Annotated in this window: 14 protein-coding genes; 5 read left to right on the plus strand and 9 right to left on the minus strand. The window is 67.3% G+C overall.

The features are described from left to right. Positions 1-276: 276 nt before the first annotated feature. Positions 277-1476 (minus strand): MFS transporter, encoded by a 1200-nt coding sequence (locus V3B25_RS22120; RefSeq protein ID WP_107432372.1) that lies wholly within the window; start codon positions 1474-1476, stop codon positions 277-279. Positions 1477-1548: 72 nt separating this feature from the next. Between V3B25_RS22120 and V3B25_RS22125 the strand changes: the two genes are divergently transcribed. After that, the gene (locus tag V3B25_RS22125) at positions 1549-2346 is read left to right on the plus strand and encodes a helix-turn-helix transcriptional regulator (protein ID WP_049463047.1); all 798 of its coding nucleotides are present in this window, start codon (positions 1549-1551) and stop codon (positions 2344-2346) included. Between the two features lie 92 nt (positions 2347-2438). Here the strand turns inward: V3B25_RS22125 and dnaJ are convergent, their stop codons facing one another. From dnaJ to hrcA, 4 genes are all read right to left on the minus strand, one after another. Further along, positions 2439-3563 carry a molecular chaperone DnaJ gene (dnaJ, locus tag V3B25_RS22130; RefSeq protein ID WP_049470284.1) on the minus strand — a complete coding sequence of 375 codons (1125 nt, stop codon included), beginning with the start codon at positions 3561-3563 and terminating at the stop codon, positions 2439-2441. 154 nt (positions 3564-3717) lie between these two features. Then, positions 3718-5643, minus strand: a complete 1926-nt coding sequence (gene dnaK, locus V3B25_RS22135) for a molecular chaperone DnaK (RefSeq protein ID WP_032128291.1) — start codon at positions 5641-5643, stop codon at positions 3718-3720. A 182-nt stretch (positions 5644-5825) separates the two neighbouring features. Beyond that, entirely contained in the window at positions 5826-6341 is a 516-nt protein-coding gene (gene grpE, locus V3B25_RS22140; RefSeq protein ID WP_032128290.1) for a nucleotide exchange factor GrpE, read from the minus strand. Between the two features lie 63 nt (positions 6342-6404). Then, complete coding sequence (gene hrcA / locus V3B25_RS22145) at positions 6405-7469, minus strand: heat-inducible transcriptional repressor HrcA (protein WP_107432375.1); 1065 nt, start codon at positions 7467-7469, stop codon at positions 6405-6407. 115 nt (positions 7470-7584) lie between these two features. Between hrcA and recN the strand changes: the two genes are divergently transcribed. Next, positions 7585-9246: a DNA repair protein RecN gene (recN, locus tag V3B25_RS22150; protein ID WP_032128288.1), complete on the plus strand. Its 1662-nt coding sequence runs from the start codon at positions 7585-7587 to the stop codon at positions 9244-9246. 167 nt (positions 9247-9413) lie between these two features. On the opposite strand, the gene V3B25_RS22155 is transcribed toward recN, so the two are convergent. Beyond that, the gene (locus tag V3B25_RS22155; RefSeq protein ID WP_164162778.1) at positions 9414-10331 is read right to left on the minus strand and encodes a LysR family transcriptional regulator; all 918 of its coding nucleotides are present in this window, start codon (positions 10329-10331) and stop codon (positions 9414-9416) included. 97 nt (positions 10332-10428) lie between these two features. Between V3B25_RS22155 and V3B25_RS22160 the strand changes: the two genes are divergently transcribed. Next, a complete protein-coding gene (locus tag V3B25_RS22160; protein WP_329811554.1) occupies positions 10429-11673 on the plus strand; it encodes an SGNH/GDSL hydrolase family protein in 1245 nt (414 codons plus the stop codon). 58 nt (positions 11674-11731) lie between these two features. On the opposite strand, the gene fur is transcribed toward V3B25_RS22160, so the two are convergent. Next, on the minus strand, positions 11732-12139 hold the full coding sequence (gene fur / locus V3B25_RS22165) for a ferric iron uptake transcriptional regulator (RefSeq protein ID WP_005409235.1): 408 nt from the start codon (positions 12137-12139) through the stop codon (positions 11732-11734). Positions 12140-12242: 103 nt separating this feature from the next. Between fur and bamE the strand changes: the two genes are divergently transcribed. Then, a complete protein-coding gene (gene bamE, locus V3B25_RS22170; RefSeq protein ID WP_010484453.1) occupies positions 12243-12635 on the plus strand; it encodes an outer membrane protein assembly factor BamE in 393 nt (130 codons plus the stop codon). Positions 12636-12671: 36 nt separating this feature from the next. Here bamE and V3B25_RS22175 read toward each other — a convergent pair whose 3' ends face one another. Both V3B25_RS22175 and V3B25_RS22180 read right to left on the minus strand, forming a co-directional pair. Then, the gene (locus V3B25_RS22175) at positions 12672-12929 is read right to left on the minus strand and encodes an RnfH family protein (protein WP_032128285.1); all 258 of its coding nucleotides are present in this window, start codon (positions 12927-12929) and stop codon (positions 12672-12674) included. A 3-nt stretch (positions 12930-12932) separates the two neighbouring features. Then, positions 12933-13358: a type II toxin-antitoxin system RatA family toxin gene (locus tag V3B25_RS22180; RefSeq protein WP_010484449.1), complete on the minus strand. Its 426-nt coding sequence runs from the start codon at positions 13356-13358 to the stop codon at positions 12933-12935. 57 nt (positions 13359-13415) lie between these two features. Between V3B25_RS22180 and smpB the strand changes: the two genes are divergently transcribed. Further along, the gene (smpB, locus tag V3B25_RS22185; RefSeq protein ID WP_010484447.1) at positions 13416-13919 is read left to right on the plus strand and encodes an SsrA-binding protein SmpB; all 504 of its coding nucleotides are present in this window, start codon (positions 13416-13418) and stop codon (positions 13917-13919) included. The last annotated feature ends 219 nt before the right edge of the window (positions 13920-14138 follow it).

Here is a 14138-nt window from a genome sequence, read left to right on the forward strand (position 1 = left end):
CGACACCTACCAGAGCAGTAAGCCGTTCCGACAGATCGCGGAAAACTGTCGAAGGCGGGGTGGGGGGGGGGGGGGGGGGGGGGGGGCGCCGGGGTGGGCCGGCGCGGCGGCACCCGCGGGGTGAGGGGGGCGCCCCCCCGCCCCCCCCCCCCCCCCCGCCGCCCCCCCCCCCCCCCCCCCCCCCCCCCCCCCCCCGCCAATCCGTGGAGATCGCGCTTCGGCTGTTGCCGTTGCCTCTGCAGGTGCAGGGCTGCAAGCCCTGCAAACCCAAACCCCTCAGTGAGCAGCAGGCCGCGACGGTGGCAGCCACGCCGCCACGACGCCCAGCAGCGGCAGGAACGCGGTCAACTGGTAGACGTATTCAATGCTGGTCTTGTCCGCCAGCAGGCCGAGCACGGCAGCACCCAGTCCGCCCATGCCGAAGGCGAAACCAAAGAACAGGCCGGACACCATGCCGATGCGGTGCGGCATCATCTCCTGCGCGTACACCACGATCGCCGAGAACGCCGACGACAGCACGAAGCCGATCAGCACCGCCAGCACGGTCGTCCACAGCAGATCAGCATGCGGCAGCATCAGCGCGAACGGGGCCACGCCCAGGATCGAGGTCCAGATGATCGGCTTGCGGCCGATGCGGTCACCCAGCGGGCCACCAAGGAAGCCGCCGGCGGCGGACGCCACCAGGAACGCGAACAGATGCAGCTGGGCCTGCGCCACCGGAATGCCGAAGTGGTGGATCAGGTAGAAGGTGAAGTAGCTGCCGATGCTGGCCATGTAGAAGTACTTGCTGAAGATCAGCACCAGCAGGATCGCCAGTACCTTGGCCACGGTGCGCGGCGGATGCCGCGGCGCCATCGCAGCCGTGCTGACCGGTCGTGGCGTGCCCAGATGCAACGCGTACCAGCGGCCGACATAGGTCAGCAGAGCGATGCCGATCAGAGCGGCGCCGGCAAACCACGATGCGGCGTGCTGGCCATACGGCACGATCACTGCGGCAGCGATCAACGGGCCCAGCGCTGTTCCGAAATTGCCACCCACCTGGAACACCGACTGCGCGAAGCCGTGACGGCCGCCCGAGGCCAGTCGCGCGATGCGCGAGGCTTCCGGATGGAAGATGGCCGAGCCAATACCGACCATCGCCGCCGCCATCAGCACCACCGCGTAGTTCGGTGCGAAGCCGAGCAGCAACATGCCGCACAGGGTCGAGGCCATGCCGATCGGCAGCGAGTACGGGGCTGGGCGACGGTCGGTGGCCATGCCGATCAAGGGCTGGAAGATCGAGGCGGTAAGCTGGTAGGTCAGGGTGATCAGGCCGATCTGGGTGAAGCTGAGATTGAAGCCGCCCTTGATCACCGGATAGATGGCCAGGATCAGCGACTGCATCATGTCGTTGACGACATGCGAGGTGGAGATGGCGGCCAGCACGCCGGGGGCCACCGGGCGTGAGGTCGTTGCGGGAGAAGCCAGGGTCGACATGGACACAGTCAGGTTGGGGGCGAGCCACGCATGCTACGGTGGCCTCCCCCTCCCTTCTGCCGCGTTCGGGTCATGGCATATCGCAAAAAGGACACTCCCTGCCCGGTCCGCGAGACTGCACCGTGGAACGAGGTTCCGGTACACCGCCCGGTGACCTGCCGCGCCCGCCACTACAAACCCGGCACCCACATCGCGCCCCACCGGCATCGCCGTCACCAGCTGGTGTTCGCCATGTCCGGACTGATGGTGGTGCGTGCGGACGGCGGCCGCTGGGTGGTGCCCTCGACCCGCGCGATCTGGGTGCCGGCCGGCATGGCCCATGCGGTGGACTGCATCGCCGAAGTACACATGCGCAGCCTGTATGTGGAACCGGACTTCGCGCCGCAGCTGCCGGACGAGGCGTTCGCGGTACAGGTAGCGCCGCTGCTGCGCGAGCTGCTGCTCGCCGCCAGCCTGATCGAGACCGCGCATGTGGATGACAGCCGCGACGGCCGCGTGGTGCGCCTGCTGCTGGACGAGCTGCACCGCATGGACGTGCTGCCGCTGCACCTGCCCTCGCCCTCCGACCCGCGCCTGCAGCGGATCTGCCAGCACATCCAGAAACATCCCGGCGACGACGCCACCCTGCAGGACTGGGCGCAGGCGCTGCAGGTGGACGTGAAAACCATCCAGCGTCATTTCGCCAGTGAACTGGGCATGACCTTCGGGCAGTGGCGGCAGCAGGCGCGGCTGTTGGCCGCCCTGGAGCGACTGGCGGTCGGCGACAAGGTCATCGATGTCGCGCTGGCGATGGGCTACGACAGCCCGAGTGCATTCACCAGCATGTTCAAGCGCCAGCTCGGGCAGACGCCGGCGGCGTTTTTCCGGTAGCGCCGGGCCATGCCCGGCGGCGGCAGTGCGGCACCACAAACGAAAACGCCGGGCATTGCCCGGCGCTGTCGTTCAACACACGCGTCGATGGATCAGGACGTCATCCGGTCCCAGAAACCCTTCACGCCATCCATGAAGGTGGCCGACTTCGGCGAATGCTTGCGCGCTTCCTCACCGACGAAGGTGGCTTCGAACTGCTCCAGCAGCTTGCGCTGTTCGTTGGTGAGGTTGACCGGGGTCTCCACCACCACACGGCAGTACAGGTCGCCTTCGCTGCGGCTGCGCACCGAACGCACGCCCTTGCCACGCAGGCGGAACAGCTTGCCGGTCTGGGTCTCGGCCGGGATACGGATCTCCGCTTCGCCGCCCAGGGTGGCCACGCGCACGGTGTCGCCCAGCGCCGCCTGCGAGATGCGGATCGGCACTTCGCAGTGCAGATCATCGCCATCGCGCTGGAAGATGGCATGCTCGCGCACGCGCACTTCCACGTACAGATCACCCGGCGGCGTACCGGCCGGGCCGGCCTCGCCCTCGCCCTGCAGGCGGATGCGGTCGCCGGTATCGACGCCCGCCGGCACCTTCACCGACAGCACCTTGTCTTCCTCGACACGGCCATTGCCGTGGCAGGTCTTGCAGGGCTTGGCAATGATCTGGCCGCGGCCGCCGCAGTTGTGGCAGGCCTGCTGCATGGCGAAGATGCCGCGTTGGATGCGCACCTGGCCACGGCCATGACACACATTGCAGGTCTCGACCTTGCCGTCTTCGGAGCCACTGCCATCGCAGTCGCCGCACTCGGCCAGTGTCGGGATCTCGATGCGGCGCTCGACGCCGCGCACGGCCTCTTCCAGGTCCAGTTCCATCACGTAGCCGATGTCGGCGCCGCGACGGGCCTGGCGCGGACCACCGCCGCCACCGCCAAAAATGTTGCCGAAGATATCGCCGAAGATATCGTTCATGTCCGGGCCGCCCGGACCGCCACCGCCCATGCCGTGCTCGAACGCGGCGTGGCCATGGCTGTCGTACATGCGGCGCTTGTTGCCGTCGGACAGCACCTCGTAGGCTTCCTTGCACTCCTTGAAGGAGGCTTCGGCCGCCGCATCACCCGGGTTGCGGTCCGGGTGGAACTTCATCGCGCAGCGACGGTAGGCCTTTTTCAGCTCTTCGTCGGTGGCGGTGCGGGCAACGCCCAGCACTTCGTAGTAATCGCGCTTGCTCATATCGTGAATCGGGTTCCGGAAAGTCGGGATTCGTCAAAGCGGAAGAGCGGAACCAGGTCCGCTCTTGCGTCGGGCGCCCCGACACGCCGGTGGGCGGTCAGGACCCTGATGCGACAACGGGACGCTGATGGCCAGCGTCCCGTGTCGGTCCGGATCAGGACTTCTTGTCGTCCTTGACTTCGGTGAACTCGGCGTCCACCACGTCATCCTGCGGCTTGCCCGCATTGCCAGCGTCGGCACCCGGGGCGGCACCGCCCTGGTCGGCTGAAGCGGCGGCGAACAGCGACTGGCCGGCTTCTTCCAGTGCCTTCGACTTGGCTTCGATCTGTGCCTTGTCGTCACCCTTCATCGCGGTTTCCAGGTCGGCCAGCGCCGCCTCGACCTTGCCGATGACATCGCCGCCCACCTTGCTGCCGTGCTCGGTGATGGCGCTGCGGGTGCCATGGATCAGGGCGTCGGCCTGGTTGCGGGCCTGCACAAGCTCCTGGAACTTCTTGTCTTCTTCGCGGTTGGCTTCCGCGTCGGCGACCATGCGTGCGATCTCCTCCTCGGACAGGCCCGAACCGGCCTTGATCTCGACCTTCTGTTCCTTGTTGGTCTTCTTGTCCTTGGCCGACACGTGCAGGATGCCGTTGGCGTCAATGTCGAAGGACACTTCCACCTGCGGCAGGCCGCGCGGGGCCGGCTCGATGCCGGACAGGTCGAACTTGGCCAGCGACTTGTTGAAGCGGGCCTGTTCGCGCTCACCCTGCAGCACGTGCACGGTCACGGCCGACTGGTTGTCCTCGGCGGTGGAGAACACCTGCGAAGCCTTGGTCGGGATGGTGGTGTTCTTCTCGATGATCTTGGTGAACACGCCGCCCATGGTTTCGATGCCCAGCGACAGCGGGGTCACGTCCAGCAGCAGCACGTCCTTGACGTCGCCGCCCAGCACGCCGCCCTGGATCGCAGCACCCAGTGCCACGGCTTCGTCCGGGTTGACGTCCTTGCGCGGTTCCTTGCCGAAGAACTCGGTCACCGCCTGCTGCACCTTCGGCATGCGGGTCTGGCCACCGACCAGGATCACTTCGCTGATGTCGCTCGAACGCAGGCCGGCATCGTTCAGGGCAACGCGGCACGGCTCGATCGACTTCTTGATCAGGTCTTCCACCAGCGCTTCCAGCTTGGCGCGGGTCAGCTTGATGTTCAGGTGCTTCGGACCCGAGGCGTCAGCGGTGACGTACGGCAGGTTCACTTCGGTCTGCTGGGCGCTGGACAGCTCGATCTTGGCGCGCTCGGCGGCGTCCTTCAGGCGCTGCAGGGCCAGCGGATCCTTGCGCAGGTCGATGCCCTGGTCCTTGTTGAACTCTTCAACCAGGTACTCGATGACGCGGTTGTCGAAGTCTTCGCCGCCCAGGAAGGTGTCGCCGTTGGTGGCCAGCACTTCGAACTGCTTCTCGCCGTCGACGTTGGCGATCTCGATCACCGAGACGTCGAAGGTGCCGCCGCCCAGGTCGTACACCACGATCTTGCGATCCTTGTTGTCACCCTTGTCCAGGCCATAGGCCAGCGCAGCCGCAGTCGGCTCGTTGATGATGCGCTTGACGTCCAGGCCCGCAATGCGGCCGGCGTCCTTGGTCGCCTGGCGCTGGCTGTCGTTGAAGTAGGCCGGCACGGTGATGACCGCTTCGGTGACCTTCTCACCGAGGAAGTCCTCGGCGGTCTTCTTCATCTTTTCCAGCACCTTGGCCGAGATTTCCTGCGGGGCCATCTTCTTGCCGTCGCTGGTCGACACCCAGGCGTCGCCATTGTCATGGGCCAGGATGCCGTAGGGGACGTGGGCGATGTCCTTCTGCACTTCGGCGTCGGTGAACTTGCGGCCGATCAGGCGCTTCACCGCGTAGAAGGTGTTCTTCGGGTTGGTCACGGCCTGGCGCTTGGCCGAGGCGCCGACCAGGACTTCGCCGTCCTTGGTGTAGGCGACGATCGACGGGGTGGTGCGATCGCCTTCCGAATTCTCAATGACGCGGGCCTTGCCGCCGTCCATGATCGCCACGCACGAGTTGGTGGTGCCGAGGTCGATACCAATGATCTTGCCCATGGGGGAGACTCCTGAGGATGCTTGTTGGGGTCAGTCCGGCCGCTCGGCCGGTGGATGAATACGATGTGGGGGAGGCTCGTGGAACATTCAAGCCATCTCCCGAACGCTGTGTTCAGCGCCTGGAAAACCTTGCCAGGCATGGCCTGGCACGACCGGGACCGGGCATGGCCCGGCCCGGCCGATCAATCGGCGGCCACCACCACCAGCGCCGGCCGCAGCAGGCGCTCGTTGAGCAGGTAGCCCTTCTGGAACACGGTCACCACGCTGCCCGGGGCGGCGCCCGGGGTCGGCACCTGGCTGATCGCCTGGTGGTGTTCCGGGTTGAACGGCTGGCCGATCGGGTCCAGCAGGACCAGGCCGTTGTCGGCAGCGACCTTCAGCAGCTGCTTGTAGGTCAGCTCCAGGCCTTCGCGCAACGGATGCGGGTCGTCGCCGGCGGCCTTCAGGCCGGCATCCAGGCTGTCGAATACCGGCAGCAGCTCGCCAAGCAGCTTCTCGTTGGCGAACTTGCGGGCCTGCTCAATGTCACGGGCAACGCGCTTGCGCTGGTTCTCCAGGTCGGCGCGCTCACGCAGCGCATCGGCCTTGATCTGCTCGACTTCGGCGCGCAGGCGCTCCACTTCGTCGTTGACGCCGGCGGCGGCGGCCGCATCGGCGGCAGTCTGCTGGGATTCGATATCTGGATGTTCGTGGTTCATGTCTGGGTCCCTGGCGGTCAATCTCCGCCTCCACCCACCCTAGTGTGGGCGGGATGCTGCGTTTCAAGCGTCGGATGTTCCGGGAGTGCGCCCGGCCGGTGAAAAGGCCGCGCCGAGCACATCGGCAGTGGCCTGGACCAGCGGAATCATGCGGTCGTAGGCCATCCGCTTGGGGCCGATCACGCCCAGCACGCCCAGTACCTGGCCATTGGCGGTGTACGGGGCGGTGACCAGCGAGACCCCCTGCAGCGGCATCATCCCGGTCTCTTCGCCGATGAAGATGCGCACGCCCGGGGCCTGGATGGTCCGCTCCAGCAGCTGCAGGATCTCGCGCTTGCTGGAGAACAGCTCGAACAGTTCGCGCAGGCGCTCCAGGTCGGACAGGTCCTGCACCCCCATCAGGCGGGTCTGGCCGGCCACCAGCATGTCGTCGGCGGCCGGCTGCAGGGCCTGCTCGGCCAGTTCGATGCTGTGCGCCAGCAGCTGCTCCAGCTCGGAACGGGCATCGCGCAGCTCCAGCAGCAGGCGGGTGCGGATCTCGGCCATCGGCAGGCCGGCGAAATGCGCATTGAGGTAGTTGGCCACCTGCTCCAGCTGACCCGGCGCGAACTCCTGCCGGGTCTCGATGACGCGGTTCTGCACCTCGTTGTCGGCAAACACCAGGATCGCCAGCACCCGGCGCCCGTCCAGCGCCACGAAATCGATCTGGCGGAAGGCGAACTGCTCGCGCCGTGGCGCGCTGACCACGCCGACGAAGTGACTCATCGCCGACAGCAGCTCCGAGGCGCTGCCGAGCAGGGCCTGGGTGCTGCCGCCGCTGGCCAGCTCCTGGCGCAACCGGGCCAGCTCGCCCTCGCCCGGCGGCTGCATCTGCAACAGGCTGTCGACGAACACCCGGTAACCATGCGCGGTCGGGATGCGCCCGGCCGAGGTGTGCGGCGAGGCCAGCAGCCCCAGGTCTTCCAGGTCGCCGAGGATGTTGCGGATGGTGGCCGGGCTGACCTCCAGGCCAGCCACACGCGCCAGCGTCTGCGAGCCGACCGGCTCGCCGTCCTGGATGTAACGCGCGATCAGCGTGCGCAGCAGATGGCGCGCACGCGGGGCAAGCTGGTCGGGAGAACCGTGCATGGAATCAACCTGTGAGACACGGACACTAGATAATGGCGGCGCATCACCTTGGCAAGTCATTGGACCTCCCTCGCCCGCGTGCTAGCGTTGCGCGGCTGCTGATACCCCCTTACCCATGCTCAGACATCTTTCGATCAAGGATTTTGCCGTCGTCCGCGCCACCGAACTGGAGTTCGGGCCAGGCATGACCGTGGTTTCAGGCGAGACCGGCGCCGGCAAGTCGCTGATGGTCGACGCGCTGGGCTTCCTGTCCGGCCTGCGTGCCGACAGTGGCGTGGTCCGCCATGGCGCCGCCCGCGCCGAGCTTTCCGCCGAATTCGCGCTGGACCAGCTGCAGGCCGCGCGCCAGTGGCTGGCCGACAACGAGCTGGACGACGAGGAACAGTGCCAGCTGCGCCGCGTGATCCGCGCCGATGGCGGTTCGCGGGCGTGGATCAATGGCCGCCCGGTGACCCTGGCCCAGCTGGGCGACCTGGCCTCGTTGCTGGTGGAGATCCACGGCCAGCACGAACAGCAGGCCCTGCTGACGCGCCCGTCGCAGCTGGCCCTGCTGGACGCTTATGCCGGCAACGAGAACGAGCGCCGCCAGGTGCGCCGCGCCGCTGCGGCCTGGCAGGCGCTGGTCGATGAATCGCTGGCGCTGTCGCAACAGGGCGACGTCAGTGACCGGATCGGCTTCCTGGAGCACCAGCTGCGCGAACTGGACCGCGAAGATCTGGAACCGGAGTCGATCGTCGCACTCGGTGCCAGCCACCGCCGCCAGGCCCACGCCAGCGCCCTGCTGAGCGCCTGCCAGGCGGCCAGCAACCAGCTCAATGGCGACGACGGCAGTTCCGCGCTGGACCTGCTGCAGCAGGTGCGCCACGAGCTGTCGCGCCTGATCGAACACGACCCGCGCCTGGGCGAGGTGGACGGCCTGATCGAGAACGCCTCGATCCAGCTGCACGAAGCCCTGTCGCTGCTGGACCGGGTGCATGACGACCTCGACGCCGACCCGGAGCAGTTCGAGGAGAACGAGCGTCGCCTCGGCCGCCTGCACGACCTGGCCCGCAAGCACCGCGTGCCGATGGACGAGCTGGGCGCGCAGCGCGAGCGCATGCATGCCGAAGTGGAACAGCTGCGCGGCGCCGACGAACGCCTGCAGCGCCTGGCCGGCGAGATCGACAAGGCCGCCGCCGCCTGGCGCGTACAGGCCGAAGTGCTGACCGCCAGCCGCCGCAGCGCCGCTGCCGAGCTGTCGGCCACCACCACCGGCATCATCGCCGAGCTGGGCATGGGCGGTGGCCAGTTCCTGATCGAGCTGGAGCCACAGGACGCCGGCAAGCCCGATCCGCAGGGTGCCGAACGCGTGGAATTCCTGGTCGCCGCCAACGCCGGCCAACCGCCGCGCGCCCTGCGTAAGGTGGCCTCGGGCGGTGAACTGTCGCGCATTTCGCTGGCCATCGAAGTGGCCGCGCTGGACCTGGATGCAGTACCGACCATGGTGTTCGACGAAGTCGACTCCGGCATCGGCGGCGCGGTGGCGGATATCGTCGGCCAGAAGCTGCGCGCCCTTGGCGAGAAGCGCCAGGTGCTGTGCGTGACCCACCTGCCGCAGGTCGCCTCCAAGGGCCACGCGCATTACCGGGTCAGCAAGGCGCCGGTGGAAGGCATGACCCAGAGCGCGGTGGAAAAGCTGGACAGCAAGGCGCGCGAGGAAGAGCTGGCGCGCATGCTCGGCGGCGTGGAAGTGAGCAAGGAAGCGCGCGCCGCCGCCCGCAAGCTGCTGCAGGTCTGACGCCGCCCGAGCCGAACATGGGCCCGGCTTCCGCGCGGTAGTGCCGGCCGCGGGGCGGCCCCCCCCCCCACGGGCCCGCCCGACGAGGGGAGGGCCGCCCCCGGCCGGGGCCCGCCACCCCAACACAGGTGAACGAAGATCATGAGATTGCCGGCCAGCGGCCGGCACTACCCTCGTGGCCGCGCCAGATCCACCGTTTCCACCAGGAAATCGAGGAACGCACGCACCCTCAGCGGCAGGTAGCCGCCCTGCCCCAGGAACACCGCGTGCACCTCTTCCAGGTCACCGGGGTTGGCCTCCTCCAGCACCGGCAGCAGGCGTCCGGCGGCGATGTCCTCCTGCACCTGGTAGGTCGCCAGCCGCGCCATGCCCAACCCGCCCAGCACCAGCTGCCGCAGCGCGTTGCCGTTGCTGGCGCGGGCATTGCCACTGGGCAGCAGCATGCGCTCGCGACCGTCCTGCAACAGCGGCCAGCCCTGCATCGCCCGTGCATGGCCGATATCCAGCCGGTTGTGCGACTGCAGCTCCTCGGCGTTGCGCGGCAAGCCGTGCCGCTGCGCATAGGCCGGCGCGGCCACGATCATCATCCGCGTCGCGCCCAGCCGTCGCGCCACCAGACTGGAACTCTTCAGCGGACCGGCCCGCACCGCCACGTCGGTGCGCTGCTCAAGCAGGTCGATCACCTCGTCGTTCAAGGTCAGATCCACCCCCACCTGCGGATTGCGCTCCAGGAATGCCGGCAGCAGCGGCAACAGGAAATGCTGGCCGAACGGCACGTTGGAATTGACCCGCAGGCGTCCGCGCGGCTCGGCATGGGCGCTGGCGCAGCGCTCGGCCTCCTCCAGGTCGGCCAGCACGCGCAGGCCGCGCTCGTAGAACGCGCAGCCTTCCGGGGTCAGCTGCAGCTGGCGGGTGGAGCGCTGCAGCAGGCGCGTACCCAGCCGTTGCTCCAGCCGGGCCACCAGCTTGCTGACTGCCGACGGCGTCATGTCCAGGGTGCGAGCGGCGGCAGAGAAGCCACCGGTCTCGATCACCCGCACGAACACTTCCAGTTCGCCGGATCGGTTGATGTCGGGTCGCGCCATGGCGATGAATCCAGTTCACAGATGATTATCCATGCGCAGTCTAGTTCACAGATCGACGGAGAATCACCATGGCCCTCCCTCCTCCCGGGATTGCCCGATGAACCGCCTCAGCCAGCTCACCGCGACCGCCTTGATCGCCCTCTCCAGCGCAGCCAGTGCCGCCCCGGCCCCGCACTGGGTCGCCAGCTGGCAGGCTAGTCCGCAACCGGTCTGGGGCGCCGATGTCCTGTTCCCGACCCTGGTCCCGGCCACGCTGCAGGACCAGACCTTCCGCCAGACCGCGCGCATCAGCCTGGGCGGGCCCCGGCTGCGGGTGCGGCTGAGCAATGCCTACGGCACCCAGCCGCTGCGGATCGGAGCGGCCAGCGTGGCCGCACACGCGGGTGCCGCCCCGCAGCCGCTCAGCTTCGACGGCCAGCGCGGGGTGCTGATCGGCCCAGGTCAGGAACGGCTGAGCGATCCGCTGCCACTGGCCACGGATGACCACCAGGCGTTGCAGATCAGTGTCTTTGTGCCGGGACCTACTCCAGTCCAGACGTTCCACTGGGAGGGTCGGCAGACCAGTTGGATTGCGCCCGGCGACCAGAGCCTGGCCCAGGCTCTGAGCGGGGCCAGCAGCACCACTGCCCGCCTGTTCCTGGCCGGCATCGAGGTCGAGGCCGCTGCCAGCGCACGCAGCGTGGTGGTGATCGGCGACTCGATTACCGATGGCGCCACCGCCAGCCTCGATCAGGACCAGCGCTGGACCGACCATCTGGCGGCGCGTCTGGCACCGCGGGGCGTTGCCGTGGTCAACGCCGGTATTTCCGGGGGGCGGCTGCTGCGCGATGGCATGGGCGAATCCGCCTTGGCCCGCTTCCGGCGTGACGTGCTGGATCAACCAGGCGTGGTCAGCGTAGTCGTGCTGATCGGCATCAATGACATCAGCTGGCCCGGCACCGCCTTCGCCCGGAACCAGGCCCGGCCCACGCTGGCCGAACTGCAGGCGGGGTATCGCACCCTGGCCGAGCAGGCCCATCGGCGGGGTCTACGCATCCTCGGCGCCAACCTGACACCGTTCGCCGGCGCCCTGCCCGGCACGCCGCTGGACGACTACTACCAGCCGGACAAGGAGGCCCTGCGCCAACAGCTCAATGCCTGGCTGCGCAGCGACAGCCCGTTCGATTCAGTGATCGACCTGGATGCGGCGCTGCGCGACCCGGCCGATCCGTCACGGATGGCCGCCGCCTACGACTCCGGCGACCACCTGCATCCGGGCGATGCGGGTAACCGGGCCATGGCCGAGGCGGTGGATCTGGAGGTGTTGATGGGGCCCCTCACACATGGCGCGGATCTGCCGTAAGCAACGAAAAACCCCGGGCAGGCCCGGGGTTTCGTCGCATCCAGCTGGCTGGAACGGCTTACTTGCGCTTCTTGCGCACGTACAGCACCAGCGAATGCTCTTCCAGCTCGTAGCCGTGGTCGGCCGCGATCTTGCGCTGCAGCTCCTCGATCTCGTGGCTTTCGAACTCGATGATCTTGCCGCTGTCCACGTCGACCATGTGGTCGTGGTGGCCGCCACGGTCCAGCTCGTAGACGGCCTGGCCGCCTTCGAAATTGTGCTTGAGCACGAGGCCGGCGGCCTCGAACTGGGTCAGCACCCGGTAGACCGTCGCCAGGCCGATCTCGTCGCCATGCTCGAGCAGCTGGCGGTAGATGTCTTCGGCGGTCATGTGGTGCTGGGCATTGCGCTGTTCAAGCAGCGCCAGGATCCGCATCCGTGGATGGGTCACCTTCAGGCCGACTTTTCGCAGGTCGTGGGTTTCCATAGGTCTCCGTTCATTGGCGATTTAGCGCCAGCTGCCTCGGATTGGGTCGCGGTGGCACGCCGGGAGTGTATCATCGGTTTGATTTCCCCAACCGCCAGTCCCGATGCGCAATCTCCTGTTGGTCGCCGCCGTCGCCCTGTCCACCACCGGGTGCGGCATCATCTACAAGCAACCCATCTATCAGGGCAACCTGATCCGGGAAGATGCCGTGGCCAAGCTGCAGGTCGGGCAGAGCAAGCAGCAGGTCACTGCGCTGCTGGGCACCCCGTCCATTCCGGACCCGTTCCACGCCCAGCGCTGGGACTACACCTCCAGCCAGCGCGTGAACCGCCTGGGCCGTACCGAGGTGAAGAACTTCACCGTGTTCTTCGACAATGACAACGTGACCCGCTGGGAAGGCGATTACTTCCCGGGTAACGACAAGGCCCTGGCCCAGCAGACCGTGCGCCAGTTCGGCCGCAATCTGCCGAAGGACAAGAAGAAGAAGGGTCGCTGACGCCCCCTGCCCGTCCTCGCGGACGGGCGACAGGAATCAACCGCCGAGCGCGCGACGCCGGCGGTTATCCTTGGGGTCGGCCTGCAACGGGCGTAGCAGCTCGATGCGGTCGCCATCCAGCAGCACCTGCTGCGGGCGCGCCAGCAGCCCATGCACGGCCGCCGCCGGGCAGTCGGCACTGCCTTCCAGCGCAGCAGCGGCAATGGCCTCGGCCACGGTCGCGCCCTCGTCCAGCTGCAACCGGCGCGAAAGCACCCGCTGCGGCCAGGCCAGCACCACCTCGACCTCGATCATCGCTCAGGCCTCGTCGGCAACGCGGATGAAGTCGTTGACCATGCGGTCGGCCAGGCTCTGGAAGCCCAATGCCAGCGCCGGACCGAGCAGGCGCGAACTGGGCTCGAAGTCCAGGGTCAGGGTGACCTTGCAGGCATCTTCGGCCAGCGCATGGAACTCCCAGCGGCCGTGCAGCTGCTTGAACGGGCCATCGCGCAGCTGCATATCGATGCTGTGCGGGCGCTGCAGGGTGTTTTCAGTCTGGAACCAGGTGCTGAACGAGCCCAGGCCCAGGTCCAGGCGCGCTACCAGCCGGTCCTCGCCCTGCTCCAGGATCTGGGCAGCCGAACACCAGCGGAAACGGCGCGGATAGGCCTGGACATCATTGACCAGGTCGAACATGCGCGCGGCCGAATGTTCGACCAGGGCGCTGCGGCGGATAGTAGGCATGAATACAGGACGTTTCGGCAATCGACCGGGCGGGCCCGAATCGGAGACAATACGGAAATGAGCAAGAACAGCGGCAAGGATAAAGCAAAGAGCGCGACGGCCAACAAAACCATCGCGTTGAACAAGCGTGCCCGCCACGAGTACCACATCGAAGACCGCTTCGAAGCCGGCCTGGCCCTGCAGGGCTGGGAGGTGAAATCGATCCGTGCTGGCCGCGGCAACATTGTCGACGCCTACGCCTACGTGAAGGATGGTGAGATCTTCCTGATCGGCGCGCAGATCACTCCGTTGATCCAGGCCTCGACCCATGTCGTGGCCAACGACCGGCGCGATCGCAAGCTGCTGCTGCACCGGAGCGAGATCGACAAGCTGGTCGGCAAGGTCGAGCGCGATGGCTACACGATCGTGCCCACCGCGATGTACTGGAGCAAGAACAAGATCAAGCTCGAAGTCGCGCTGGCCAAGGGCAAGCAGACCCACGACAAGCGCGATGCCGCCAAGGACCGCGACTGGGCGATCGAGAAGCAGCGCGTGATGCGTCGCGGCAACCGCGACGCGTAAGGCCGTTGCACATGACCATGTAGAGCCGAGCCATGCTCGGCTGCCTTGGCTTTCTGTAGAGCCGAGCCATGCTCGGCTTCGGTAAGAAAAGCAGTCGAGATCCTATGTTCGTGGTCAAGCCTGCTGGAAGCAGGCTTGACCCACCTTCAGCATGGCCGGATCGAAGTCCCGGCCGCTTTTGAAGACACCCCAGGCGATCCTGGCCAGCTTTCTGGCCAG

Origin of the sequence: Stenotrophomonas sp. SMYL8 (genome assembly GCF_036320065.1) — a bacterium.
Taxonomy (GTDB): Bacteria; Pseudomonadota; Gammaproteobacteria; order Xanthomonadales; family Xanthomonadaceae; genus Stenotrophomonas; species Stenotrophomonas maltophilia_A.

Excerpts from the sequence above, each read along its gene's own strand:
- dnaK (WP_032128291.1), bottom strand. The coding sequence starts at position 5,643 with ATGGGCAAGATCATTGGTATCGACCTCGGCACCACCAACTCGTGCGTG.
- V3B25_RS22160 (WP_329811554.1), top strand. The coding sequence starts at position 10,429 with ATGAACCGCCTCAGCCAGCTCACCGCGACCGCCTTGATCGCCCTCTCC.
- V3B25_RS22155 (WP_164162778.1), bottom strand. The coding sequence starts at position 10,331 with ATGGCGCGACCCGACATCAACCGATCCGGCGAACTGGAAGTGTTCGTG.
- V3B25_RS22180 (WP_010484449.1), bottom strand. The coding sequence starts at position 13,358 with ATGCCTACTATCCGCCGCAGCGCCCTGGTCGAACATTCGGCCGCGCGC.
- V3B25_RS22125 (WP_049463047.1), top strand. The coding sequence starts at position 1,549 with ATGGCATATCGCAAAAAGGACACTCCCTGCCCGGTCCGCGAGACTGCA.
- fur (WP_005409235.1), bottom strand. The coding sequence starts at position 12,139 with ATGGAAACCCACGACCTGCGAAAAGTCGGCCTGAAGGTGACCCATCCA.
- bamE (WP_010484453.1), top strand. The coding sequence starts at position 12,243 with ATGCGCAATCTCCTGTTGGTCGCCGCCGTCGCCCTGTCCACCACCGGG.
- recN (WP_032128288.1), top strand. The coding sequence starts at position 7,585 with ATGCTCAGACATCTTTCGATCAAGGATTTTGCCGTCGTCCGCGCCACC.
- V3B25_RS22175 (WP_032128285.1), bottom strand. The coding sequence starts at position 12,929 with ATGATCGAGGTCGAGGTGGTGCTGGCCTGGCCGCAGCGGGTGCTTTCG.
- grpE (WP_032128290.1), bottom strand. The coding sequence starts at position 6,341 with ATGAACCACGAACATCCAGATATCGAATCCCAGCAGACTGCCGCCGAT.
- dnaJ (WP_049470284.1), bottom strand. The coding sequence starts at position 3,563 with ATGAGCAAGCGCGATTACTACGAAGTGCTGGGCGTTGCCCGCACCGCC.
- V3B25_RS22120 (WP_107432372.1), bottom strand. The coding sequence starts at position 1,476 with ATGTCGACCCTGGCTTCTCCCGCAACGACCTCACGCCCGGTGGCCCCC.
- hrcA (WP_107432375.1), bottom strand. The coding sequence starts at position 7,469 with ATGCACGGTTCTCCCGACCAGCTTGCCCCGCGTGCGCGCCATCTGCTG.
- smpB (WP_010484447.1), top strand. The coding sequence starts at position 13,416 with ATGAGCAAGAACAGCGGCAAGGATAAAGCAAAGAGCGCGACGGCCAAC.